General features: G+C 54.9%; 19 protein-coding genes and 7 pseudogenes. 20 read left to right on the top strand and 6 right to left on the bottom strand.

Going from position 1 to position 23,348, the window contains the following annotated elements; translation table 11 throughout:
• The first annotated feature begins 42 nt into the window (after window positions 1-42).
• The 6 genes from ACLHV9_RS04700 to ACLHV9_RS04675 are packed head-to-tail and all read left to right on the top strand — an operon-like array spanning window position 43 to window position 5,950.
• Entirely contained in the window at window positions 43-1,188 is a 1,146-nt protein-coding gene (locus ACLHV9_RS04700; protein WP_003847774.1) for a hypothetical protein, read from the top strand.
• Window positions 1,178-1,618 (top strand): heat resistance system thioredoxin Trx-GI, encoded by a 441-nt coding sequence (trx-GI, locus tag ACLHV9_RS04695; RefSeq protein WP_000786814.1) that lies wholly within the window; start codon window positions 1,178-1,180, stop codon window positions 1,616-1,618. Before ACLHV9_RS04700 ends, trx-GI begins: the two co-directional genes overlap by 11 nt.
• 3 nt (window positions 1,619-1,621) lie before the next feature.
• Window positions 1,622-3,337, top strand: coding sequence for a heat resistance system K+/H+ antiporter KefB-GI (gene kefB-GI, locus ACLHV9_RS04690; protein ID WP_003847777.1), 1,716 nt, complete (start codon window positions 1,622-1,624; stop codon window positions 3,335-3,337).
• On the top strand, window positions 3,334-3,831 hold the full coding sequence (gene psiE-GI / locus ACLHV9_RS04685) for a heat resistance protein PsiE-GI (protein ID WP_003847780.1): 498 nt from the start codon (window positions 3,334-3,336) through the stop codon (window positions 3,829-3,831). Before kefB-GI ends, psiE-GI begins: the two co-directional genes overlap by 4 nt.
• Window positions 3,809-4,774: a zinc metalloprotease HtpX gene (locus ACLHV9_RS04680; RefSeq protein WP_003847782.1), complete on the top strand. Its 966-nt coding sequence runs from the start codon at window positions 3,809-3,811 to the stop codon at window positions 4,772-4,774. Before psiE-GI ends, ACLHV9_RS04680 begins: the two co-directional genes overlap by 23 nt.
• 24 nt (window positions 4,775-4,798) lie before the next feature.
• Entirely contained in the window at window positions 4,799-5,950 is a 1,152-nt protein-coding gene (locus tag ACLHV9_RS04675; RefSeq protein ID WP_003847784.1) for a S1C family serine protease, read from the top strand.
• 224 nt (window positions 5,951-6,174) lie between these two features.
• On the opposite strand, the pseudogene ACLHV9_RS04670 reads toward ACLHV9_RS04675, so the two are convergent.
• Window positions 6,175-7,015: pseudogene (locus ACLHV9_RS04670) on the bottom strand (IS5 family transposase); the annotation flags it as partial.
• A 57-nt stretch (window positions 7,016-7,072) separates the two neighbouring features.
• On the opposite strand from ACLHV9_RS04670, the pseudogene ACLHV9_RS04665 reads away from it, so the two are divergent.
• Window positions 7,073-7,321: pseudogene (locus ACLHV9_RS04665) on the top strand (transposase); the annotation flags it as partial.
• Window positions 7,322-7,330: 9 nt separating this feature from the next.
• On the opposite strand, the gene ACLHV9_RS04660 reads toward ACLHV9_RS04665, so the two are convergent.
• Window positions 7,331-8,482, bottom strand: a complete 1,152-nt coding sequence (locus tag ACLHV9_RS04660) for an IS30-like element IS30 family transposase (RefSeq protein ID WP_001254932.1) — start codon at window positions 8,480-8,482, stop codon at window positions 7,331-7,333.
• 64 nt (window positions 8,483-8,546) lie between these two features.
• On the opposite strand from ACLHV9_RS04660, the pseudogene ACLHV9_RS04655 reads away from it, so the two are divergent.
• From ACLHV9_RS04655 to ACLHV9_RS04645, 3 genes and pseudogenes are all read left to right on the top strand, one after another.
• Window positions 8,547-8,975, top strand: a pseudogene (locus tag ACLHV9_RS04655) (IS3 family transposase); the annotation flags it as partial.
• Window positions 8,976-9,647: 672 nt separating this feature from the next.
• Window positions 9,648-11,156: a group II intron reverse transcriptase/maturase gene (gene ltrA / locus ACLHV9_RS04650; RefSeq protein ID WP_001189111.1), complete on the top strand. Its 1,509-nt coding sequence runs from the start codon at window positions 9,648-9,650 to the stop codon at window positions 11,154-11,156.
• Between the two features lie 80 nt (window positions 11,157-11,236).
• Window positions 11,237-11,713: pseudogene (locus ACLHV9_RS04645) on the top strand (IS3 family transposase); the annotation flags it as partial.
• Between the two features lie 15 nt (window positions 11,714-11,728).
• Here the strand turns inward: ACLHV9_RS04645 and ACLHV9_RS04640 are convergent.
• Complete coding sequence (locus ACLHV9_RS04640) at window positions 11,729-11,980, bottom strand: hypothetical protein (RefSeq protein WP_003847791.1); 252 nt, start codon at window positions 11,978-11,980, stop codon at window positions 11,729-11,731.
• A 429-nt stretch (window positions 11,981-12,409) separates the two neighbouring features.
• On the opposite strand from ACLHV9_RS04640, the gene ACLHV9_RS04635 reads away from it, so the two are divergent.
• The 10 genes and pseudogenes from ACLHV9_RS04635 to yfjT form a co-directional block, all read left to right on the top strand.
• Complete coding sequence (locus ACLHV9_RS04635; protein WP_003847792.1) at window positions 12,410-13,273, top strand: GTPase family protein; 864 nt, start codon at window positions 12,410-12,412, stop codon at window positions 13,271-13,273.
• A gap of 92 nt (window positions 13,274-13,365) precedes the next feature.
• Window positions 13,366-14,187: a DUF932 domain-containing protein gene (locus ACLHV9_RS04630; RefSeq protein WP_003847794.1), complete on the top strand. Its 822-nt coding sequence runs from the start codon at window positions 13,366-13,368 to the stop codon at window positions 14,185-14,187.
• A 216-nt stretch (window positions 14,188-14,403) separates the two neighbouring features.
• Entirely contained in the window at window positions 14,404-15,105 is a 702-nt protein-coding gene (locus ACLHV9_RS04625) for a WYL domain-containing protein (protein WP_003847795.1), read from the top strand.
• Between the two features lie 40 nt (window positions 15,106-15,145).
• A complete protein-coding gene (gene ypjK, locus ACLHV9_RS04620; RefSeq protein WP_003029614.1) occupies window positions 15,146-15,391 on the top strand; it encodes a protein YpjK in 246 nt (81 codons plus the stop codon).
• Complete coding sequence (locus ACLHV9_RS04615; protein WP_003029616.1) at window positions 15,381-15,821, top strand: YfjS/YafY family lipoprotein; 441 nt, start codon at window positions 15,381-15,383, stop codon at window positions 15,819-15,821. Before ypjK ends, ACLHV9_RS04615 begins: the two co-directional genes overlap by 11 nt.
• A gap of 23 nt (window positions 15,822-15,844) precedes the next feature.
• Window positions 15,845-15,970: pseudogene (ykfB, locus tag ACLHV9_RS04610) on the top strand (protein YkfB); the annotation flags it as partial.
• A 92-nt stretch (window positions 15,971-16,062) separates the two neighbouring features.
• On the top strand, window positions 16,063-16,443 hold the full coding sequence (gene tnpA, locus ACLHV9_RS04605) for an IS66-like element accessory protein TnpA (protein ID WP_032939119.1): 381 nt from the start codon (window positions 16,063-16,065) through the stop codon (window positions 16,441-16,443).
• A complete protein-coding gene (tnpB, locus tag ACLHV9_RS04600; protein WP_003843771.1) occupies window positions 16,440-16,787 on the top strand; it encodes an IS66 family insertion sequence element accessory protein TnpB in 348 nt (115 codons plus the stop codon). The genes tnpA and tnpB overlap by 4 nt, the downstream gene beginning before the upstream one ends.
• 49 nt (window positions 16,788-16,836) lie before the next feature.
• Window positions 16,837-18,375 carry an IS66 family transposase gene (gene tnpC, locus ACLHV9_RS04595; RefSeq protein ID WP_003843773.1) on the top strand — a complete coding sequence of 513 codons (1,539 nt, stop codon included), beginning with the start codon at window positions 16,837-16,839 and terminating at the stop codon, window positions 18,373-18,375.
• Window positions 18,376-18,414: 39 nt separating this feature from the next.
• Window positions 18,415-18,764 (top strand): annotated as a pseudogene (yfjT, locus tag ACLHV9_RS04590) (protein YfjT); the annotation flags it as partial.
• An 812-nt stretch (window positions 18,765-19,576) separates the two neighbouring features.
• Here yfjT and ACLHV9_RS04585 read toward each other — a convergent pair.
• The 3 genes and pseudogenes from ACLHV9_RS04585 to ACLHV9_RS04575 form a co-directional block, all read right to left on the bottom strand.
• Window positions 19,577-19,720 (bottom strand): annotated as a pseudogene (locus ACLHV9_RS04585) (morphinone reductase); the annotation flags it as partial.
• Between the two features lie 275 nt (window positions 19,721-19,995).
• A complete protein-coding gene (locus tag ACLHV9_RS04580; protein ID WP_003036928.1) occupies window positions 19,996-21,273 on the bottom strand; it encodes a DUF2254 domain-containing protein in 1,278 nt (425 codons plus the stop codon).
• A gap of 64 nt (window positions 21,274-21,337) precedes the next feature.
• A complete protein-coding gene (locus ACLHV9_RS04575; protein ID WP_032939120.1) occupies window positions 21,338-23,335 on the bottom strand; it encodes a BCCT family transporter in 1,998 nt (665 codons plus the stop codon).
• Window positions 23,336-23,348: the final 13 nt, after the last annotated feature.

The raw sequence follows: 23,348 nt of genomic DNA, 5'->3' as shown, positions 1-23,348 counted from the left end.
TCGATTCATACCTCCATAGAAATGACATCGAAGGAGTCATACATGCAGATGCAATATAGCTATCGAGCTATCGACAAAGAGTTTCATGAACCTTGGCAGAGAACTTTGGGAAATGTGATCGAGCACGCCCTCAAGCCATTGCTCGACAAACACACTAAAGATTCAGCGCAACTTCAAATCGTCCTTGATCGCGACAAGATCAAGCGGCAATTTCTGGCCAGTGGCTATATGCACCTGCCCGGCAAAAAGATTGTCAGCGTTACTGCATCACATGACGAGCTTACGCCCCTCGCGAAGATGCTCGCACAGTCGTTGTTCCGTCAGGCCAGGAAGCATTTTGACCGACTGCATGCTCAGGATCAAATCAAGCGCAAAGCACGACGCGAGCGCTTGCGCGAGCTCAAGGTGCGGATTGCCGCAAAACCCGCATCAGCCGCCCATGAGGCCGAGGTGACCCGAATGCCTCTACTGTCGAAACTTGAGGCTGTCGCAAGGCGTGAGCTGGCTTATCTGCGGGCCGTCGGCGATTTACCGCGCGATTATCCGACGCTGCGCGACGTGGTGGATGAAGCGATTGTCCGAGCTGAGGTGGAATGGCAATCCGTGCCGGGGGAAAAAGAGGCTTACACCGATCTTTTGAAGCATCTGTTCGCCGTCCTGGATAACGAAGTGGCAAGCAGCCGGCAATTTGGCGAATTCGTTTCTCTGGACGCGCCGGTCGAACCGGATGCCCAAGACGTGGCCGAGGCCATGGTGGAAGAGGAAATCTTCGAATTTTATCAGCCCGATGACACACTCAAGCTGGCCGATATCTTCGCTGGCAGTCAGCATCCCGATGTCGCAACGATCGCGGAACAGGAGGAGCTGATTGATCGGTCGAGCGAGCTCGCTTTTGCATTTGACCTGCTGAAGGACATGCCGCGTTTGTGGCGGCGCATTTTTCTGCTTATCCGTGTGGACGGGCTGAATGCCAGCAGCGTCTCTGAAATCCTGCTGATTCCTAGTAAGGAAGATGCTGTCCGAAGGTGGCTCATGCAGGCCGAAGCATTCATCGCTGCTCATCTGGAAGAGGCCGGAGTAAGCAAAAACGGGAACGATTGGCTCCAAGGCGTTGATTGGTCGGCATTGTCTGTGACCCGAAGCGAGGCAGCCTCACTGTGGTCCAAGGAGGCGAACCATGAAGAATGATCTTCACCTCGTCTGCCCGCATTGCCAGTCCATCAACCGCGTACCGACTGCGAAGCTATCGGAACATCCCAACTGTGGCCGCTGCCAGCAGCCCTTGTTCACGGGCGAGCCCATCGAGTTGACCACGGCGACGTTCTCGCGCCACGTGGAGCGCAGCGATCTGCCGCTACTGGTCGATTTCTGGGCGCCATGGTGCGGGCCGTGCAAGATGATGGCGCCACAGTTCCAGCAAGCGGCGCACCAGCTCGAACCGAGGATCCGGCTGGCGAAGGTGAATACCGAGGCTGAGCCCCACCTGGCCGCGCAGTTCGGTATCCGCAGCATCCCGACGCTCGCCCTGTTCCAGGGTGGGCGGGAGATCGCCCGTCAGGCCGGCGCGATGGGCGCGCAGGACATCGTGCGCTGGACGTCGACGCAAGTGGGACGCTGACCGATGCAGGCCTTACTCGGCGATACGCTAATCCTGCTGGCGGCTTGCAGCCTGGCGTCGATGGCGACGGCGGCGTTCAGAGTGCCCGCCTTGCTGGGGTATCTCTCTGTCGGCGTTGTACTGGGCCCCTCAGTCATCAGCGTGATCGCGCCGGGGGAGACGCTGAGCTTTCTGTCCGAGCTGGGCGTGGCGCTGCTGTTGTTCATGGTCGGACTGGAATTCTCCCTCGGACACTTCTGGCTCGCCCGCAGGACGGTGCTGATGGCGGGCGCTCTGCAGATGATCGCCGTGGCCCCGCCGCTGATCCTGCTATTGATGTGGCTGGGGCAGCCCGGCCAGAGCGCCGCGCTGCTCGGCACTGCGGCGGCCATGTCGTCCACGGCGCTGGTCAGCCGACAACTGGCCGACCAAGGCGAGCTCACCACCCGCCACGGCCGCAGTGCCATCGCCGTGCTGGTCTTTCAGGACCTGGCCAGCGTGCCCCTGCTGGCCTTGCTGGCAATCTGGGCGCGCGGCGAGTCGCCGAAGATCGAGCATGTGCTGCTCGAAGTATTCGGTGTGCTGCTGCTGTTCGCGGCAGCGGCCCTCGCCTCGCGCCGTCTGTTGCATGGCCTGCTGGGCTGGGTGGCGCGGCGGGGCCACGAGGAATCGTTCGTGCTCGTCTCCTTGTGCGTGGTGGTGGCTGCCGCCGCCGCTGCGCACGCGGTCGGCGTATCCGCCGCCCTGGGGGCCTTCCTCGCCGGGATGGTCCTGGGCGAGAGCGACTTCCGGCACCACATGGAAAGCCACCTCAGGCCCTTTCGCGATGTGTTGTCGGGCGTGTTCTTCGTGACCATCGGCCTGCAACTGGACGCAGCACAGATTCTTTCGGCACCGCTGGCGGTGCTGGCGTGGCTGGTGGTGCTGGTACCAGTCAAGATCCTGCTCAATACGCTGGCCTTGCGGGCGACGCGCCTGTCCGCCCTCGATGCCTGGCGCGCGGGCATAGCGTTGGGGCACGGCGGCGAGTTCGCCCTGCTGTTGTTGGGCACGGTCTTGCAGCAGCATCTGATCCCCGCGACCGTCGTCCAACCCATGCTGGTCGCGCTGGTGCTCAGCATGGCTCTGGCACCGCTACTGATCCGCCATCACGATGTACTTGCCCGGTTCTTGAGCCGCACCGGCGGCGTCATTCAGCCACCCCAGGCTGAAGAAGTCGAGATCGCCGCGCAGACGACGCGATATCGAGACCATGTCATCGTTTGCGGCGCGGGCGAGCTTGGCCTTACAGTCAGCGAGATTCTTCGCCACGCCGGCGTGGCGCATCTGCTGCTGGAGGCGGACGCGCAGAAGGTCGAGGCCGCGCGTGCCGCCGGCGCGCCGGTGTTCCATGGCGATGCCAGTCGGCCCGATACCTTGCTGGCTGCCGGCTTGACGCATGCGCACTTGGTGGTGCTGACGTTCGCCCATGCCCAGCAAGCGTTGCGCATCGCCCAGGCGATTGCCGAGCGCCGTCCGGCGCTGACCTTGTGGGTGTCATGCAGAAGTACGACCGCGGCCGATGCATTTCGCGCCATGCCCAACGTGCGCGTGTATCAGCAATCCTTTGCCGCAGCTATTGGGCTGGCGGAACAGGTGATGTCGACGCTTGGCATGTCGACCGAGCTGATTGAAGGACACATCAACGCAATGCGCCGCCGTCTCGACAGCAGCCGTTTTCCAGGGAGTTCATCGTCATGAAATCAACACGCCTTAACCCATTTCAGGTCTTGCGTGACCAATTAGCCATCATGAGTTTTTACGAGCGCTTCGAGCAGGTCGTCGCGCTCGTGCTGTCGGCGGTGATCGCCGTCATCATCGTGGTGTCGCTGTTCCAGCTCATCTCCATCGTCTTCACGCTGCTGGTTCTCGATGCCTTCAATCCCCTGGACCACAAGGTATTCCAGAGCGTGTTCGGTATGATCATGACGCTCTTGATCGCGATGGAGTTCAAGCATTCCATCGTGCGCGTGGCGCTGCGTCGGGACAGCATCATCCAGGTCAAGACAGTGGTCCTGATCGCGCTGATCGCACTCTCCCGCAAGTTCGTGGTCCTCGACTCCGACGCGAGCCCCGCAAAGATAGCCGCGCTGGCAAGCGCCACGCTGGCTCTGGGTGCGACCTACTGGCTGCTGCGCAAGCGCGGCGACCGCGCCGCCGAGACCTCTGAGCATGACCCGTCATCATCCCAGTGATCCGCGCACGGCGCTCTTGCAACACCGCTGGCTCAACCGCCTGCAGACCGGGCTGTTGGTCCTGACCCTGGTCGGGATCGCAGCCGCAGCAGGGAGACTGCCGTTTGGGGAAGGCTGCCTGTGGCTCGCGCTGTTTGCCGTTGCAGGTGCGTTGCTGCTGGAACCGGTAGCCGCGTCGGCGCTGAGCTTGCGCCTGTACCGCGTACGGGCCTTGCACCCGCAAGAAGCCCACGAGATGTGGGCCCGGTTGCGCGAGCTGCCCGCCCGTGCCGGTTTGCCCGCCACGCCGGTGCCGCACTATGTGCCCAGTGCCGTCGTCAACGCCTTCGCCACCGGATCGAAGCAGGAGGCATCGATCGCCCTCACCGATGGCCTGCTGCGCAGCCTGAGCCCACGCGAGCTGGCGGGTGTGCTCGTGCACGAGGTCGCGCACATCGCTAATGAGGATCTGCGTGTCATGGGGCTGGCGGATTCCGACAGTCGCCTCACGAGCCTACTGGCCCTTATGGGACAGATCGCGATCCTGCTCAGCCTGCCCGCGCAGCTGGTTGGCGCGGCGGAGGTCTATTGGCCTGGTCTATTGTTATTGGCCGCATCGCCCCAGCTGGCTCTGCTCGCACTGCTCGGCTTGTCTCGCGTGCGTGAGTTCGACGCTGACCGCCTTGCGGCGGAACTGACTGGCGACCCGCAGGGGCTGGCGTCCGCGCTGGCGAAAATCGAGCGGGTCAGCCGCTCCTGGCGTGCCTGGCTATGGCCGGGATGGGGCAATCCCGAGCCCTCCTGCTTGCGCACGCGTCCGGCAACGCAAGAGCGCATCGCACGCCTGCTGACGTTGGCGCCTGGGCCAGCATCAGCGTTGCCACTCCGCGCGCCCCATTTTTTGCCGGAATCCGCTTTGGCGACGCGCCCACCGCGCTGGCGCCCGAGCGGGCTGTGGCGCTGATTGCCCATCAACAGGAGACGTCTCATGGCCTATCTCGACCCGTACCAACGCCCCGCGCCGGACCGCTTCGTCCGGCGCGGGCTCTTCATCACCGCCTGCATTGCCGCGCTCATGCTGCTGTGGCAGTTTCTGCCCGCCATCGAAGCATGGTTCAGTCCGCGCGAGGCAGCAGAACGCACCGTGATGGCGCGTGGCGATCTGGCGGCGGACGAGAAAACCACCATCGAACTGTTCGAAAAATCGCGCGCCTCGGTGGTCTACATCACCACCGCGCAATTAGTACGCGATGTCTGGACGCGCAACGTGTTCTCCGTGCCGCGCGGCACTGGATCGGGCTTCATCTGGGACGACGCCGGCCACGTCGTCACCAACTTCCACGTCATCCAGGGCGCGTCCGAAGCCACCGTCAAACTGGCCGACGGCCGCGACTACCAGGCCGCGCTGGTGGGGACGAGCCCCGCGCACGACATCGCCGTGCTCAAGATCGGCGTCGGTTTCAAGCGCCCGCCGGCCGTGCCGGTCGGCACCAGTGCCGACCTCAAGGTGGGTCAGAAGGTGTTCGCTATCGGCAACCCCTTCGGCCTGGACTGGACGCTCACAACTGGTATCGTCTCCGCGCTCGACCGCTCGTTGCCGGGAGAAGCGGGCGGCCCGGCCATCGATCACCTGATCCAGACCGACGCCGCCATCAACCCCGGCAATTCCGGTGGCCCGCTGCTCGATTCGGCTGGGCGGCTGATCGGAATCAATACCGCCATCTACAGTCCGTCTGGCGCCTCGGCCGGCATAGGCTTTGCGGTGCCGGTCGATACCGTCATGCGCGTGGTGCCGCAACTCATAAAGACCGGCAAGTACATCCGTCCGGCGCTGGGCATCGAGGTGGATGAGCAGCTCAACGCGCGTCTGCAGGCGCTGACCGGCAGTAAGGGCGTATTCGTATTGCGCGTGACGCCGGGCTCGGCGGCGCACAGGGCCGGGCTCGTCGGCGTCGAGGTCACCGCAGGCGGCATCGTGCCCGGCGATCGCGTTATCAGCATCGACGGTATCGCCGTCGACGACGTCACCACATTACAGGCCCGGCTAGACGACAAGAACGTTGGAGATGTTGTGGTCTTGTTAGTGGAGCGGGCCGGCAAGACTCGCGAGATGCTTGTGGAACTACAACCGGGAGTTTGATGGAAAGTGGGTCATGGATCTGCACAGCGAAGCAGCCAAGCGACTTCAGCCTTGCGCCGAACTACGAGCCCTAGCTAGGGATGGTCTGAAGTAGCCCTGTATTTCCGGCTGACTTCAGCCACTGCTGATTTTGAAAGCGGTGAACCGATCAAAAACGATCGGATCACCCGCTCATTTCGGTGCTTTCAGCCGTCGCGAGCACCTTGCGACGGCCATTTTCCGCATTACAGGCGCACCTCTCCTGCGCTTGCCAGCAAATGTCGGCGGGCCATCCATAGGTTCGACAGGGCAAACAGCGTCACCAGTTGTGCAGTGTTCCTCACCAGCCCTCGGAAACGTACCTTGGTGTAGCCGAAACTGCCGCTTGATCACGCGAAACGGGGGCTCTACCTTCGCTCGCACTTGCGCCTTGGCCTTCTCGATCTTGCGCTTGGCTTTGTACAGGGCGCTGCGTTTATCGAGCATCTTGTAGGTGCTGCGGCGTGCTGCGACCTGCCAGATCACTTCTCGGTCGGCATGCTCGGAGCGCTTTTCGACGCCGGTGTAGCCGGCATCGGCGCAGACGACGTTCTCGTCGCCGTGCAGCAGCTTGTCGACGTGGGTGACATCCGCCACGGTGGCTGCCGTGCCCACCACGCTGTGTACCAGCCCCGATTCATCATCAACGCCGATGTGCGCCTTCATGCCAAAGTAATACTGGTTCCCCTTCTTGGTCTGGTGCATTTCCGGGTCGCGCTTGCCGTCCTGGTTCTTGGTTGAACTGGGCGCGTGGATCAGCGTGGCATCGACGATAGTGCCCTGGCGCAGCGACAGACCGCGATCCCCCAGGTAGCCATTGATCACGCAGAGGATGCCGGCTGCCAGCTCATGTTTCTCCAGCAGACGACGGAAGTTGAGGATGGTGGTTTCGTCAGGAATACGCTCCATGCTCAGCCCGGCTAACGGACGTAGGATGGTCGTCTCGTACAGCGCTTCTTCCATGGCCGGATCGCTGTAGCCGAACCAGTTCTGCATCAGATGGATACGCAGCATCGCCATCAAGGGATACGCCGGGCGACCTGAATCGACACGGGTTTAACAGACACCTCAGAGTCATTTAAGATGGCTTAAAGAGAGGTGCCCATGAGCGGTAAGCGTTATCCCGAAGAGTTTAAAATTGAAGCAGTCAAACAGGTTGTTGATCGTGGTTATTCTGTTTCCAGCGTTGCAACACGTCTCGATATCACCACCCACAGCCTTTACGCCTGGATAAAGAAGTACGGGCCGGATTCCTCCACTCATAAAGAACAGTCAGATGCTCAGACCGAGATCCGCCGTCTCCAGAAAGAGCTGAAGCGGGTTACTGACGAACGGGACATATTAAAAAAAGCCGCTGTAGATTCAATCTGTCAATGCAACACCCCTTTCAATTATCTCTTTCGGTGTTTTGAACTTCAGTGTCTTTCTCGGTCTGTTGTTTAGCTGAGCAGCAACCAGATCTAGTTCATGTTGAGTATATTGGGCAAGACATGTCTTTTTAGGAAAGTACTGCCGAATTAGCCCATTTGTGTTCTCATTTGTTCCCCGCTGCCAAGGACTCTGAGGATCGCAGAAGTAAACTTTAACGCCGGTGCTGACAGTAAATTCTAGATGTCTGGCCAGTTCCATTCCTCTGTCCCATGTCAGTGATTTTCTGAGTTCTGACGGTAAACTCAGGAATTTGTCGGTAAGAGCCTGATTTACTGAGACAGAATCTTTGCCCCTGAGTCTAAGGATGATCGTATAACGTGATTTTCGGTCTACAAGTGTGGCTATATGAGAGTTTTTTGTACCTGAGACTAAATCGCCCTCCCAATGCCCCAGAGAGCGTCTGTTATCGATATTTCGGGAACGTTCGTGAATTGGTGTTCCGTTCACTATGTTAATCGTACCTCTTTCGCCTTTGCGGGTATGACGCCTGCCATGGCGAAGGCTATGCGACCGTCGCAGATGCTGTATATTCAGGTGGTGTAGCGCTTCACGGCTACGAAAGTACAGCGTTTTATAAATTGTCTCAGGTGATATTCGCAGCGTTTTTTGACGTGGTTTTGTTCGCCTTAACCATCCTGATATTTGCTCTGGAGACCATTTCATCTCCAGCTTTTCCAGAACAAGCTTTCGCAATGGTAAATTTTGATCCAGTAAGCACGGTTTTGGCCTTTTCGCCATTCTGTTGGCTCGGTTATTAGCATCAACAGCTTTGTAATAGCGTCTGCCCCGATTACGCTGAACTTCACGTGAGATCGTCGAAGGACTGCGATTCAGCGCAGTAGCTATCGCACGAATGCTCATTTTGGCTGACAAACCAGCTCGTATCTCCTCGCGCTCAGACAGTGTCAGGTGAGCTACAGCCCGCTTACGCTCATGGGGTTTTATGCCGCCAGTATCCCTTAACATAGTGAAGATCGTTCCGGGTTTTGAACCCAGGATATTCGCTATTTCACTGAAGCCTGTTCCGTTCTTCCATAGTTCAAAAACAGAGGCTTTTTCCTCTGCTGTAAATGTTCGTCTCATTCAAAAAACCTCCGCAACCCCATGTTTTCACATAACTGTTGCGTTGACCAATTGAATCTACAGCGGCGTACTTCGCAAAACTGTCCGACTGAGGTACGCCTTTATCCGTGACAACGCCCGTTGCTGGCCTGTTCGCCTGCTCTGTCGGGTGCTGGATGTTCATCCCAGTGGCTTTTACGCATGGCTTCAGCAGCCGCATTCACAACGCCATCGGGCAGACCTGAGACTGACAGGACAGATTAAACAGTTCTGGCTGGAATCGGGATGCGTCTATGGTTATCGCAAGATCCATCTGGATCTGCGGGACAGCGGGCAACAGTGCGGAGTCAACAGAGTCTGGCGACTGATGAAACGTGTCGGGATAAAGGCTCAGGTCGGATACCGGAGCCCGTGGGCACGTAAAGGCGAGGCCAGTATCGTGTCGCCCAACAGGCTCCAGCGACAGTTCAATCCGGATGCTCCGGATGAGCGTTGGGTAACCGACATAACCTATAGTGTGCCCGGAGTTCAGGGCGGGCATGGATGCTTAAATGAACCGCGAGTCTGTCTGGAATATTGAACCGGTAACTCACGATGAGAAACCCAACAATCCCACCGGGTGTGACGGTGGAGAACCTGAGCGGCAGTGACCTGCGGCATGCCCGCAGGGTGATGTAACCCGCTGACAACGGGGATTGAGGCGAGATCACTAAGCCGAGATGATCCTCAAGGTTAAGTACTGAAAGGCTGAAGAACATGAACCCGTTAATCCGCCTCTGTGGGTTGAAAACGTCACCACGGCCTACGTGATCTGACAGGCCGTGCAGGAGGAACTGGCAGTGATACGTAAGCACTGCCGGTCGAAGGTGTTTTGACATGTATGCGAAACACCGGGGCAGCAGCGTCTATCACGCTTGCGTTGCTGACTTCTGCCAACTTGCGGCAAGCAAGGATAAAGAGTGCGACGGGCAGCCTCCTCAGTATGCCTGAGTCCAGGCAGGTAAACCGGGGAAGGTCAGCGACGGATGTTAAGGGGGCATGGCTCCGATGACGCGCTGGCTGGCGGAGCTTCCGTAGTAGTCCGCGATGGGGAAAGCCCATTACATGGCGAAGGGAAGCAGTTTGAATGTGTTTGCGACGTGAATTAACTGACCTAACGAGGTGAAGACCTTTGATAATCAGCGAAATGCAACGCAAGCTTGCCACATGGGCAGCCACCGATCCGTCCCTACGGATTCAACGGCTGCTGCGTCTGATAACACAACCAGAATGGCTGGCTGAAGCGGCGCGGATCACGCTTTCATCAAAGGGGGCGCATACCCCCGGCGTTGATGGCGTGAACAAAACAATGCTACAGGCCAGACTGGCTGTTGAGCTGCAAATCCTCAGGGATGAATTACTCTCAGGCCACTACCAGCCCTTGCCCGCCAGACGGGTTTACATCCCTAAAAGCAACGGCAAACTGCGACCACTGGGTATCCCCGCGTTGCGGGATCGTATTGTTCAGCGGGCCATGCTGATGGCGATGGAGCCGATATGGGAGAGTGATTTTCATACGCTCTCATATGGCTTCCGGCCTGAGCGCAGTGTCCACCACGCGATCCGCACGGTGAAATTACAGCTCACAGACTGCGGTGAAACCCGGGGACGCTGGGTGATTGAAGGCGACCTGTCCAGTTACTTCGACACCGTACATCATCGACTGCTGATGAAGGCTGTACGCCGCAGGATCAGTGACGCACGTTTCATGACTCTGCTGTGGAAAACCATCAAGGCGGGACATATCGATGTCGGTCTCTTTCGGGCGGCCAGTGAAGGTGTGCCACAGGGCGGTGTTATATCGCCGCTATTATCGAACATCATGCTGAATGAGTTCGATCAATACCTGCATGAGCGCTACCTGAGCGGGAAAGCCAGAAAAGATCGGTGGTACTGGAATAACAGTATCCAACGGGGCCGAAGTACGGCGGTCAGAGAAAACTGGCAGTGGAAACCCGCGGTGGCGTACTGCCGCTATGCCGATGATTTTGTCCTCATCGTCAAAGGCACCAAAGCACAGGCGGAAGCCATCAGGGAGGAGTGTCGGGGTGTGCTCGAAGGCAGTCTGAAACTCAGGCTGAACATGGATAAGACTAAAATCACCCATGTTAATGACGGCTTTATCTTTCTGGGGCACAGGATCATTCGCAAACGCAGTCGTTATGGCGAGATGCGAGTGGTCTCAACGATCCCGCAGGAGAAAGCCAGAAACTTCGCCGCATCGCTGACAGCACTGTTATCAGGCAACTACAGTGAAAGCAAAGTCGATATGGCTGAACAACTCAACCGAAAACTGAAAGGCTGGGCCATGTTCTATCAGTTCGTTGATTTTAAGGCCAAAGTCTTCAGTTATATCGACCGTGTCGTGTTCTGGAAGCTGGCTCACTGGCTGGCCCGCAAATACCGTACAGGTATCGCTTCCCTGATGAGGTGGTGGTGTAAATCACCGAAACCGGGTCAGAGCAAAACGTGGGTTTTATTTGGTAAAACCAATCACGGCAAGCTCAGCGGCGAAATACTGTACCGGTTGGTGGGGCAAGGCAAGAAGCTGTTCCGCTGGCGGCTACCCGAAGGTAATCCCTATCTGAGGACGGAGACCAGAAACACGTATACATCGCGCTTTACAGAAGTGGCAATGGCGTTCGCCAGCATTTAAATGGAGAGCCGGATGCGCTGAAAGGTGCACGTCCGGTTCGGGGAGGAGAGGCAGGGAAATAGTCCGACTACGCCCTGCCTCTTACTCTACTCAGGACCCAAGAAGGCTGGCTGTATCTTGCTGTGGTTGTTGATCTGTTCTCACGCAAAATTATCGGCTGGTCCATGCAATCCCGGATGACAAAGGACATTGTCCTGAACGCACTGCTGATGGCTGTATGGCGGCGTAATCCCCAAAAACAGGTGCTGGTTCATTCGGATCAGGGCAGTCAGTACACAAGCCATGAGTGGCAGTCGTTCCTGAAATCACACGGACTGGAGGGCAGCATGAGCCGTCGCGGTAACTGCCACGATAATGCGGTTGCAGAAAGCTTTTTCAAGTTGTTGAAACGCGAACGGATAAAGAAAAAGATCTACGGAACGCGGGAGGAAGCCCGCAGCGATATTTTTGATTACATCGAAATGTTTTATAACAGTAAGCGTCGGCATGGTTCCAGCGATCAGATGTCACCGACAGAATATGAAAACCAGTATTATCAACGGCTCGGAAGTGTCTAGATTATCCGTGGCGATTCAGAACAACGGGGAAAACGCCTGCCCGATGCGATAGATCTTGTTGCTACCATCGAAGGTGATGTTATGCGGCACGATTTCCCGATACAAAGCCAAATCGCGAGTCGCCCCTGCTGGAGCCACGCCGAAGCGCTCAATCAGATCTGGGCGACCGATCTCACCGAAGAAGTAGAGCCGAAAATCTATGTAGGCCAGCCGATCGCGCTGGACCAGACTCAAGTCCTCAAGCCGCTTAGAAGGGGAACCAAGCATGAATTATCACTATAGGAAAAAATGAATATTTAATATGATAATCCATAAAATGCCATGGTTATAATCAAATTGATGATAATCAGCATTAATACTTATGTAACAGCTAGAATTTATGGCTTAAACGTAGGCAGTCATCGTATAGGCTGATGCTTCTATACCGTTATATTTATGCCATCCAACTATAAAACCTTGCTGCCCAATGCCATATAGCCCCCTCAGGCAATTTGCCCTTATCTACTGTTCTGGTCTGGGGATGAGCGATACCAGAATTACCTAACGACTCAGGGACCGAGAGCACAGGCGGCAGTGGCTCGTCATCTACCTTAATTCAAATTATTTTCAGATAGATATCATTCTTCTGAACATACCTGGTTAACGGCAGAATCTCACGATTCTGCCGTTTTTGTATTATTTTTCAGAGGAGTAGTAATGAACAATTCTGAAGGTTTGAAGTCATTTCAGCAATCGCTTTCTGGTCTGCCACAATGGGCATCAGAGCGGATTCTACAGCAAATAAACCAGTTAACAGACTACGAGCCAGTGATAGGTATTCTGGGTAAAACCGGAGCGGGAAAGAGTAGCCTTTGCAATGCCCTTTTTGCTGGTGATGTATCCCCGGTCAGCGATGTCACAGCCTGCACCCGTAATCCGCTGAGTTTTCGGCTGCAACTGGGCGAGCGTTTTATGACGTTGGTTGATTTGCCGGGTGTCGGTGAAAGTGAACGCAGGGATGCGGAATACGCTGCACTTTACCGTCAGCAACTTCCCCGACTTGACCTGGTATTGTGGCTGATCAAGGCCGATGATCGGGCGCTGGCGGTGGATGAGCATTTTTATCATCAGGTAATTGGTGAGTCATACCGGCATAAGGTGCTGTTTGTTATCAGCCAGTCGGACAAGACTGAACCCACCAGCGGTAGTGGTCAATTGTCCACGGCGCAGAAGCAGAATCTCAGCCGCAAAATCTGCCTGCTGCACGAGCTGTTTCAACCTGTACATCCGGTGTGTGCGGTGTCGGTCCGTCTGCAGTGGGGGTTACGGGTGATGGCCGAGCGGATGATAAAGTGTCTGCCACGTGAAGCCAGTAGCCCGGTGGTGGCGCAACTGCAGTCTCCCTTTCGCACAACGACAGTCCAGGAAAAAGCACGTGACGATTTTGGTGAAACGGTCGGCGCGGTACTGGACACGGTAAGTGCTTTCCCACTGATACCGGCTCCGGTACGGGCCGTAATACAGGCCGTCCGTGACACCGTGGTGTCCGTTGCCCGGGCTGTCTGGAATTTCTTCTTCTGAACGTTTAACGCCTGTCTGTTCTTTCCCGAGCCCTGTCGCTAGTGCGACAGGGCTTTCTTTTGTTTGTTTTCCCCATTATGAGGAATCTGCTTATGACCCGTCTGGCTTCGCGCTTTGGCGCTGCAAATCTTATTCGTCGTGACCGTCCGTTAACCCGTGAAGAGCTGTTTCGCGTGGTACCCAGCGTATTCAGCGAGGACAAACACGAATCCCGTAGTGAACGTTACACATATATTCCCACCATCTCTCTGCTGGACAGTCTGCATCGGGAGGGCTTTCAGCCGTTCTTTGCCTGTCAGACCCGTGTTCGTGACCCTGGTCGTCGTGAACATACGAAGCATATGTTGCGCCTGCGTCGGGAGGGACAGATTACCGGTAAACAGGTGCCTGAAATTATCCTGCTTAACTCCCATGATGGCACAAGTTCTTACCAGATGTTGCCGGGCCTGTTCAGGGCTGTGTGCCAAAACGGTCTTGTCTGCGGCGAATCCTTTGGCGAGGTACGGGTGCCGCACAAGGGGGATGTGGTGAGCCAGGTGATTGAGGGAGCGTATGAAGTGCTGGGGATTTTTGATCGCGTGGAAGAAAAGCGGGATGCCATGCAGTCGTTGCTGTTACCACCACCTGCGCAGCAGGCACTGGCAAAAGCCGCGCTGACGTATCGCTTTGGTGAGGACCACCAGCCGGTTACTGAATCGCAGATACTCTCCCCGCGCCGCTGGCAGGACGAAAGCAACGACCTGTGGACTACCTGGCAGCGTATTCAGGAGAACCTGATTAAAGGTGGGCTCAGTGGCCGTAATGCCAAAGGCGGACGGTCGCATACCCGTGCTGTGCGTGGCATTGACGGGGACGTGAAGCTTAACCGGGCACTGTGGGTGATGGCGGAAACGCTGCTCACGCAGCTGCAGTAGCTGCTTGATGTTACCGCGTTGTTAATATCGGACACCACCTGTCCGCATCGCTATGTGCTCGTGTGCCTCAATCCTCCGGTTATAGCCTTTAACCCCCATTACATCTGGCTTTTGCAGAAATAAAAAATAGTTTCTGCGTTGTCCATACCCTGTCCGCCCCCCTCTTTAAAGTAATCACATCATTTTCAGTCAGTTAACTTTCCTGGAGAACCTCTCATGACACAGGCAGAACGCCGCCATGACCGGCTGGCTGTCAGGCTGTCACTGATAATCAGCCGTCTGGTGGCGGGTGAAACGTTGAGTGTGCGCAAACTGGCCGCTGAGTTTGGTGTGTCGGTGCGCACGCTGCGGCGTGATTTTCGTGAGCGGCTGATGTATCTGGACCTGGAGTATCAATCCGGATACTGCCGCTTACGCACTGCTGGCAGCGAGATGCAGATGGTGCCCGACGTGCTTATCTTTGCCCACCGCAGCGGGCTGGCCGGGCTTTTTCCCGGCCTTGACCGCCGTCTGGTGAATGCTCTGCTGATGTGCGATGAGTCTCCCTGCATGATAGCACCAGCCAATCCGGTGCCTTCGCCTTCAGGAGCATTGTCTTTCTGGAGACTGATTCAGGCCATTACCGGGCGCAGGCGGGTGACGCTGATTGCGGAGGGGCGACGCTGTGAGCGCCTGGCTCCCTGCCGGTTACTCATCCACCAGCAGACCTGGTATCTGGTGGCTGAACACGAAGGGCATATCGCCTTATTCACACTTGATGAAATCCATCTGATTCAGCCTTTGCAGGAGACTTTTCGCCGGAATGACAGTCTGTGCCGCCTGACTGAAGACCCGGTCTTCATTCAGGCCTTACCCCATTTTCGCTTTATCCAGCATTCACTGCTTACGTTTGTTCCGGCTGACAGCCCACCGGAATAGCGCAGGCGTTGTTATCAACCCGGCAACAGGGAGGAGCCCAGTGCCTGTTATTGCCATTATCGCCATTGTTATCATCGTCATCATTCTGAACAAAACTGGAGTGTCCGACAGCCTCACGGCCCTGACACTTGCAACCGTTGCCGCACTACTGACGGGAGGTGGCGCAGCCGGTGCTGCCAGTGTCGCGCTGACGCCGTTCGTCGGCGTGCCGGTGGGTATTTTCGTGGGGATTTATGTCTTTACCAAAGTGGTTCGTCTGATTTCAGGAAAAAATAATGAAACGTAAAACACTACCTCTACTGGCGCTGGTTGCCTCCACTCTGTTTCTGAGCGCTTGCGATGACAGGAGTGATGACCTGAAAGCTATCAGTAAATTTAAGGACCTCACGCCTCCGCGCTTCAGCGATGTGGTGAGCCGTCAGGATGATGTCAGGGAAGAGTGGTCGCAGATTGCTCTTTCTGGTCCCACTATGCAGGTCTTACGTACCCGTCAGTCGCCCGATGGCTGCGAGGGTGGCTGTTACTACTACCTCGTGGATATGGAGGAGAAAACCGTGCAGCCGCTGATGAATGCGCTGTGTATTGCCGACAACATCAGCCTGGAATACCACGAGAAAACGGACCCGCGCACCCGGGAGCGTTTCCTTGAATATTCCCATGACGGCAAACTGATGGGACGGCTGCTGATACCCTCAAATCCTGATAACCGGGAATAAATACAAAGACAAAGGAGACAGAAATGAAAATAAATTCTTTAAGTCGGCTCATGCTCGCTGGCGTGCTGCTTGTCAGCTTCAATGCCTCTGCGGTTTCGGGACTCTGGCAACAGGGGTACGGTCAGGGCAATGCGGAATACAGTGTGACGGTAAGCGTACAGCGTGAACCGTCTGGTCATAATCCGAAGCATCCGACAAAGTGGTGTCCACCAAATAAGTAGTGGGAACCAAAGTGTCAGATATGCAGAAAAATGTGACTCCCGGCAGGCGAAAAGGCTGCCCTAATTATTCTCCTGAGTTTAAGCAACAACTCGTTGCTGCCTCCTGCGAACCAGGAACATCCATCTCAAAACTGGCGCTTGAAAATGGCATTAACGCCAATCTGCTGTTCAAATGGCGCCAACAATGGCGCGAGGGAAAGCTGCTATTACCTTCTTCAGAGAACCCGCAGCTACTTCCTGTGACTCTCGATGCCGCTGACGTACAGCCAGAGCCGCCCACTGAGAGCCCGGAAGCCCTCAGTATCAGCTGTGAGATAACGTTCCGGCACGGGACGCTCCGCCTCAACGGCACTGTCAGCGAAAAGTTCCTGGCTCTGCTGATACAGGAGCTGAAGCGATGATCCCGTTACCAACAGGTACCAAAATCTGGCTGGTTGCCGGTACCACTGATATGAGAAATGGCTTCAACGGTCTTGCCGCAAAAGTACAGACGGCGCTGAAAGACGATCCGATGTCCGGCCACGTCTTCATCTTCCGGGGTCGCAGCGGCAACCAGGTCAAACTGCTGTGGTCCACCGGCGACGGGCTGTGCCTGCTGACCAAACGGCTGGAGCGTGGTCGCTTCGCCTGGCCCTCTGCCCGTGATGGCAAAGTGTTCCTGACCCCGGCCCAGCTGGCGATGCTGATGGAAGGCATCGACTGGCGACAACCTAAACGGTTGCTGACATCTCTGACCATGTTGTAGGCCTCTTTATCCTGGTTGTTGCTGAATAAGCCTGGTAAAATACGGGCTTATGAACGACACCTCTTCTGACGAAATCCTTCTGCTGAAACAGCGGCTTGCCGAACAGGAAGCGCTGAACCGCGCCCTGCTGGAAAAGCTGGCCGACCGTGAGCGCGAAATAGACCACCTGCAGGCGCAGCTGGATAAACTCCGCCGGATGAACTTCGGCAGCCGTTCCGAAAAAGTATCCCGTCGTATCGCACAGATGGAAGCTGACCTGAAGGTGCTTCAGAAAGAAAGCGATACGCTGACCGGTCGTGTGGATGACCCGGAAGTGCAGCGCTCGCTGCGTCAGACCCGCACCCGCAGACCGTTCCCCGAATCACTCCCGCGTGATGAAAAGCGTATGCTTCCGGCAGAATCCTGTTGCCCGGAGTGCGGTGGTTCGCTGAGTTACCTGGGTGAAGATGCCGCCGAACAGCTGGAGCTGATGCGCAGCGCCTTCCGGGTTATCCGGACAGTACGTGAAAAACATGCCTGTACTCAGTGCGATGCGATCGTGCAGGCAGCGGCGCCTTCACGGCCCATTGAGCGGGGTATCGCCGGCCCGGGGTTGCTGGCCCGCGTGCTGACCTCAAAGTATGCAGAGCACACACCACTGTACCGCCAGTCTGAAATATACGGCCGCCAGGGCGTGGAACTGAGTCGCTCACTGCTGTCGGGCTGGGTGGATGCATGCTGCCGGCTACTGTCGCCGCTGGAAGAGGCGCTTCAGGACTATGTCCTGATGGGTGGCAAACTCCACGCCGATGACACGCCCGTCCCGGTACTGTTACCAGGTAATAAAAAGACGAAGACCGGGCGGTTGTGGACGTACGTTCGCGACGACCGCAACGCCGGGTCAGCGCTGGCGCCGGCCGTGTGGTTCGCTTACAGCCCGGACAGAAAAGGCATCCATCCGCAGAGCCATCTTGCGGGCTTCAGCGGTGTTCTGCAGGCGGATGCGTACGCCGGGTTCAACGAGCTGTACCGCAATGGACAGATAACTGAAGCAGCCTGCTGGGCTCACGCCCGCCGCAAGATCCATGATGTGCACGTTCGTACTCCATCAGTGCTGACGGAGGAAGCCCTGAAACGGATAGGCGAACTGTATGCTATCGAGGCTGAAATACGGGGAATGCCGGCAGAGCAGCGTCTTGGTGAGCGTCAGCAGAAAGCTAAACCGCGACTGAAATCCCTGGAAAGCTGGCTGCGTGAAAAGATGAAAACGCTGTCGCGACACTCAGAGCTGGCGAAGGCGTTCGCGTACGCACTGAACCAGTGGCCAGCACTGACGTACTATGCAGACGATGGCTGGGCTGAAGCCGATAACAATATCGCTGAAAATGCGCTGCGGACGGTCAGCCTGGGCCGCAAAAACTTCTTGTTCTTCGGCTCTGACCACGGTGGTGAGCGCGGAGCACTGCTGTACAGCCTGATCGGGACGTGCAAACTGAACGGCGTGGAGCCAGAGAGGTATCTCTGTCATGTGCTCAACGTCATAGCTGACTGGCCGGTCAATCAGGTCAGCGAACTGTTACCCTGGCGAATAACCCTGCCAACTGAATAACCCGTTCCCGTCAATACGGTTCTCGCTGTACGCTTACGTGTGACGGATAGCAGCGGAAAGATGTTTACCATCAACTGCACGGAAAATCCGGACCAGAACGGTATTTACCAGCAATCGGTTTTTCTGACCCTCGCAGGGGATAAAACGATCAGCTCGCATGATGACAGTACCGACATCACAGTGGTGATGGGCCCCATAAGCAATACGCCATTCCCTCAACCCTTGGCTGGCGTAACGGGGATAATGCCTGGTTTAGTTTCATCATGGATATCCGTAAGGCCAGGCAGTTCGACGTCTACGTCAATGACCGCAAAGCGGGGACCTTCAGCGTTGACCTGACGAACGCTACGAAGGCACTGCCAACATTAGCAGACTGCACTAACGAGTGACAGTTGTGCTTTCCATCCATAACAACATACCTGACTGCCAGGAGCAGTCAGGGTTTATTTTTTTCATTTTTTATTTCCACCGATTAGTCCAGGCACTTCCGAATAATGAGCGCAGTGGCCAGTTTTAGTTGACTATATAGCAATGATAAAATAATCACGTGTTATGTTGAGATTGTTTATTTAGCGGTTGAGAGAAACTATGGATAAAATTTGTGATAAGTGTGCACACATGATGAGTGCATGTACTTGTGGAACTTGTGAGAACTGTGACAAGAAAGAGTCGGACTGTACCTGCAAAAAATGTAGCCAGTGCAATAACCTTGAGGACTTCTGCTCTTGCAGAATTTGTGAAGAATGTAGTGAAAAAGAAGCAGAGTGCTGCTGTTGAAATGTTAACAATACTGGCTGCAGGAGCTACCTGCCTGCAGCTTCGATTGCCGACGTACCCCGATCCCAGTTGGTTAGCGTATTTCGATTCTTGCAATAATCGCTGGACTCATAGCACGAAGCCGACATACTTACTGGATTGAAGGTCCGCTGTGAGCGAAAAGCGGACGCCCGCATAGCGTAAACAGGCGTCTGATATTTTGATATGGATTGATGACTTAACCCCTTCCCCGCTTCGTCAATGACTTTCTCGTCATTATCTTTGGTAAATGATCCTTTTGCCTTTCCGGTAGAATACTCAGCATTATTTCTGAAGAGCGGCAAAGACGAGTGCCTTGCCATGAGTTCACCATAATTTCATCTGCGCCCGTGCGGCGAACCAGATCCCTGAGCCCGTCACGGACGACCTCCGGTTTGCCCCATACGGATTCACGCAGCTGATAATATTTTGCGGTCAGTTCATCAGCGGTATCACTAGTCATTGCCCGTGAGCGGGTCATGGGGGCCATAACGACGCGGTTTACCAGGTCAGTATCACCGGTCTGAAACGGGGTAAATAATTTTTCCATTTTTATCTCCTTTGCTGGAGGAAATATGATGGTCTCAGCTACGGAATAAAAAAACAGTAGTCTGTTCCGAACTGAGTAGACATAATTTCTACATTTAGTGTTCTCCTGGTATTAAACCGAAATATTTGATTGTAGGCGATGTCTTACGTAGAGATAAAGCCTGCTGCAAAAGTGATGAAGACTCAGTATGTTCTCTTCTAATACAAAGCAGACGCCCATTCTCATGCAGACGCTTTGTTCTTGTCTCGCTAGCAACCAAATCGCTTGCTCCACAACTATGATTGCTTATTAGCGTTTTCATCAAAAAACAAATCAAAATAAATTGATTTTATGAATTCTCTATCGGAGTCTATATGGTCAGCGCGATTTGCATGCTCTAATGTTTCAATTGCCAGAGTGTGCGCGGCATCAGCAAACATCTCAGGCCAACCCGTACTCAGCATAGATAGCCCTTTGAGCACTCTTATCTGAATCTCTCTCATACTGGCACCATCGCGTGCGACAGGTGAGAAAAAGTCTTCCAGGAGATCGTTGTTCTGAAGTGGCGCAACGTGTACTGAAGGATAGGTCACTTCAATTTCATGAGACTTATTCTGCGCGTAAGCAGAAAGTATACGAACACCTCTGCCAATGACATCGATTGCGGTTCCAGGATCGTTCACTGCGGGTGAAAGGGCTCTGCAGGCTATTTCGGCCATGACGCTAAGACAAAATCGGGGATCCTGAGCAAATGAACGCACATCCGAGACAATGATCGTCTCAAGTAAATCGGCGCAGATTGATGACTCCTGGCCCTGACTCAGGTACAAAGCTGGCATGGACGGATGAATGAAACTGCCTGGTTGCGCCACAAGGTATACATGACGAGGATCATTGGCCAGCAGCTTGCTGAGTTTCTCCATATCAATATATTCAACATAGCCAATCTTCTTCGGATAAACTGCAACCGTTCCTTTCGGCTGTTCATAGCTCTCAAGCCATGGATATCCGCCGAGACAGGGATTTCTGGCTCTCGCAATAAATGTTTCGATGGCAGCCTGTTCTACTTTTGCTGTTGTCTCACCGACCCTCCCCAGAGAGGTCAAATGCTGTATCCAACGAAGCAATGTGATGAGGATGAGGGCAATGACAACGAGTGTGACAATGAATAAAATGACTCTTCCCCTTTCTCCGTAGGCTCCCATATTGAGGGCAATAATTCCTACCAGACTGAAGAGAAAGGAACCAATGAAGGTGGCCAGTACATTTTGTGTGGTTACGTCTTCCACAACTAAACGCGTTGCTCTGGGAGTAACATTAGTAGTGGCTGAACCGTAGGCTGTGACCATGATACTCAGCGAAAATGTGGTCACTGCCAGCATACTCGATGCCAGTATGTTCAGAATGTTATCAACTGCTTCCGCACCAACCTTCACTGAAACCGACTCAGGAATCATTGATTTAAAAAGAATAGATAAAAGAGCCGTTATTATCGCGACAATTGCGAATAACGTAGCTCTGAACCAGAGTTTCTTAAATGTTTGCTTCAGAATCCATTGCCAGCGTGAAATCATTCTGCATTCCCTCGTATTGCGGTCGGGATAAATAATTGCCGCCCCCTAGGACGGCATTTTGCTATCAACGAACCAGGTGCAGGAAGTGCAGGTGTTTTTCGTACTGGTCCAGTATGTCATTAATCAACTGTTCCTGATTCCAGCCCATCACATCATAATTTTGACCGCCTTCTTTGAGATAAACCTCAGCGCGATAATATCGATGTTGGTCAGTCTGCTGCTCATCATTATCCATTGCGGCGAGCGCGAAGGTGGGTGAGCTATACCCGCGAAGCCTCACTTCATATATAAAATTCAGCTCGTTGCCCAAATCCACTTCAAGACGAATACGATCGTCGGCTGCGTCACTAATGTGGCTTATCGTCCCCTGCTTGTTCAGTTCTTCCTGAACCAGCGTCATGGCAGGCTGGATAATGTCGTCCATAAAACGTTTCACAAGAGATCGTTTCGGCAGATACGCGATATTGCGTAACCTTCTCTGCCAGGGAATTGGGTTACGTGCAGCCGTAGGAGCAATAGTCGCCATGCTCAGGCTTTCACGCTTAGTCAAATCTCGACGCAGGGCTTTTAACAGCCCGTATATGGATATCAGCAAGATCACGGAGAAGGGTAATGCACTTGCTATTGTCACCGTTTGCAGCGCGCTCAGCCCTCCCGCAAGGAGAAGCGCAATTGCAACAACTCCCATGAGCGATGCCCAGAAGATTCGCTGCCAGACGGGTGTGTTTGCCACCCCACCTGATGCCAGAGTATCTACAACCATTGCCCCCGAGTCAGCAGATGTGACAAAGAAGACGATGACCATAGCCATTGCAATAAATGACAGCACGGAGGAGAACGGGAAATGCTCCAGGAAATTGAACAAGGCCAGCGAGACATCCTGTTGGACGGTATTGGCGAGATCGGTCGCCCCCTGGTTCATAATGAGATAGATTGCGCTGTTACCAAACACCGTCATCCACATGAGCGTAAAGCCGGCCGGAACAAACAGCACGCCGGTGACAAATTCGCGAATGGTTCGGCCGCGTGAGACCCGTGCGATAAACATCCCCACAAATGGCGACCATGAAAGCCACCATCCCCAGTACAGTAATGTCCAGCCCCCCAGCCAGTTGCTCGACTTAGGTTCATATGCGTAAAGATTGAACGTTTTACTCACCAGTTCCGAAAGATAACCGCCGGTATTTTCCACAAATGACTTCAGCAGAAGCACAGTTGGCCCCAGACACAGGACCAGCGCCAGGAGCAACAACGCGAGGCCCAAATTGAGCTCAGACAGGATACGTATTCCCTTGTCTAGGCCGGTCACCACAGAAATCGTCGCTAACCCCGTGATGGCCACGATCAGAATGACCTGCACCGTTTCATTAATGGGCACCCCGAATAGGTGGTTCAAACCGGCATTCACCTGCAAAACACCGTAACCCAGCGATGTTGCAACGCCAAAGACCGTACCTATAACGGCAAAAATATCAACCGCATGGCCTATAGGTCCGTATATGCGATCGCCAATAATGGGATAGAGTGCAGAACGCAGCGTTAAAGGTAGACCGTGGCGGTAACTGAAAAAGGCCAGAATCAGCGCTACAATGGCATAGATTGCCCAGGCATGCAGACCCCAGTGGAAGAAGGTCAGCCGCATTGCTTCCTTCGCTGCCGCAACAGTCTCTGGGGCGCCAACGGGAGGTGAGAGATAATGCATCACCGGTTCAGCAACGCCAAAGAACATCAGGCCGATCCCCATCCCTGCCGAAAAAAGCATCGCAAACCAGGAGTGATAGCTGAAATCAGGTTGCGCATGGTCCGGACCCAGCTTGATATCACCGTAGCGTGAGAGTCCCAGAAACGTGACACTCAATAAAATCAGGGCCACAGCAAGGATGTAGAACCAGCTTGCATTCGTGAAGATTTGTTGCTGAAGTAGTTTGAAATTTTTGTCAGCAACATCCGGGAATGCAGCGGCAAAAGCGACAAGAAGAAAAATTAACAAAGCAGATGTAAAGAATACAGCTTTGTTAATCTGGCTGTGACACTTCTTTGGGATTGTTTCATTTTCACTCATAATCATTTATTCC

Source organism: Enterobacter sp. CPE_E890, from assembly GCF_046521475.1.
Lineage (GTDB): Bacteria > Pseudomonadota > Gammaproteobacteria > Enterobacterales > Enterobacteriaceae > Enterobacter > Enterobacter adelaidei.
The sequence above is the reverse complement of the archived record's forward strand: the minus strand, read 5'-3'. Positions and strand labels throughout refer to the sequence as shown.